1 protein-coding gene and 1 pseudogene are annotated in these 1915 nt (G+C 30.2%); both read left to right on the top strand.

Annotated elements, in window-relative coordinates:
• Positions 1-1428, top strand: a 1428-nt coding sequence (locus ABY863_RS13510) for a hypothetical protein (protein ID WP_372795706.1), incomplete at its 5' end; no start/stop codon positions are given.
• Positions 1429-1578: 150 nt separating this feature from the next.
• A pseudogene (locus tag ABY863_RS13515) lies at positions 1579-1915 on the top strand (hypothetical protein); the annotation flags it as partial.

Below are 1915 nucleotides of genomic sequence, written 5' to 3' on the forward strand. Positions count from 1 at the left end.
CAAGATGTTGTATTTGATATCAATAATTTTATACCAGATGCAAGTAAAAGTTTATTTGCATCAAAAGAAAATGGAGAGAATGACCCAGCTATACCTGACTGTTCTGATGCAGAGCCTGATTATGTTATGTTAAGCATAGATAATGCATCAGCGATAAGGGTAGAACTTGTTCATTTAAACGGTAAAACACAAACAGAAGTTTTAAAGTTAATACCAGGAGCTCACCAACTAACATCATTCATTGTATATGATGCTTATGGTATTGCTATATGGGCATCACCTGAGATGGGTAGTTATTATCAAAATTTATGGCAATTAAGAGGGGTAAACCAACTTGTTTTTGATGTTCCTGAATTTGATAAATTAAAAGTAGAATTAGATGTACTTTGCTATAGACCTTTTGACTATGAAAGATTTGGGTTTGCTTGGTTTGCTTATACAAAAACAGAAATACATACAGTATGTTTCTTTGGAGATATTTGTACTAAGTTTTATGAAGAATTTCATGCAGACGGAAGCCCTTATTTCGGTCAAGACTATGATGGTTATGATTTCCCAGCAATATTTTATGTTAATGTTAAAAATGAAGCTGGATCTATTGTTAATGATAATACTCCAGTTGAAGGTGTATATCCTAATAGTAACTTAAGTTGGTTTGGTGTAGGTTCACCACTATGTATTGAGTATCCTGACGTTGTAGGTGTAGATGAAACTTTTACATTTGAAATTATGCTAAAAATGCCTAATGGAGATTGGGAATTAGTATATACTGGAGGATTTGATGATACAGCAATGTCAACAAATGATGGTGAAGATGGATTTGGTGGTACTGATGGAGTATTTGATTTTGTTGTAGGAAATTGTTCTTATGATGGAAATGATGCTAATGTAGAATTACCAGCTTATTTACCAATTCCAAAAACTGCTAATATGGCAACTTCTTGGGGGCCACAAGGATTTGATATCTTTGAATTTTACATGACATTCACTAATATTTTACCAGCACCTATTCCTAGTTTATTTGAAGAAAATATAGCATATAGAACATTATGTGGTGAAGAGGACGTTAATATTTATGTAGCTGCAAATTATTTTGTTGAATTTTACTCATCATTAGAAATTCCTTTAATTCCAGCACCATACAATGCATATCCTTGGGGGTCAATGAACTACTTAGCTAATAATTGTGGTATTGTTGATGGTGTTCCAACAACGTATACATGGCAAGAGATACAAGAAGCAGTTTGGTATATAATGGATCCAACTGGTACTTCATTAGGTGTAAATAATCAATTAGCTCAAGACTCAATGGCTAACTCAGGTTTTGTGCCTACTGTAGGTGATTTTGCTTGTGTATTAGTTGTACCATTAGATGTGCAAACTGAAACAATACCTTATCAATTATTATTAATGAGAATAGATCCTTGATAAAGTTTTTGTTGTAGATAATTATTAACTTAATAAATTTTTACTAAAAATGAATAAATTGGTTTTTTTAGCTTAAAAACATGTAGTTATAAAGTTAATTTAATAGATTTGTAATTGTAAAATAAATAACTATCTAAGTTTAATAAAAATATGAATTTTTTTAAATCCCATTTCGGCTATAATAAGCGTCAACGAAATGGGATTTTCTTTTTGTTACTAATCATAGTTTCCCTTCAATCATTTTTCTTTTTTGTTGATTTTTCTTCAAAAGAAACTTTAAATTTTTCATCAGCAGAAATTGCTGAATTTCAAAGAGAAATGGATTCTCTACAAACTGTAGAGTTAGAAAATAAAACTTTAAAAATATATCCATTCAATCCAAATTTTATTACAGACTATAAAGGATATCAATTAGGAATGTCAATTCAAGAAATTGATAAACTAAATAGTTTCCGAAAAAGCGGAAATTATATTAATTCTATAGAAC

The sequence above is a fragment of the Lutibacter sp. genome, assembly GCF_041562875.1.
Taxonomy (GTDB): Bacteria; Bacteroidota; Bacteroidia; order Flavobacteriales; family Flavobacteriaceae; genus Lutibacter.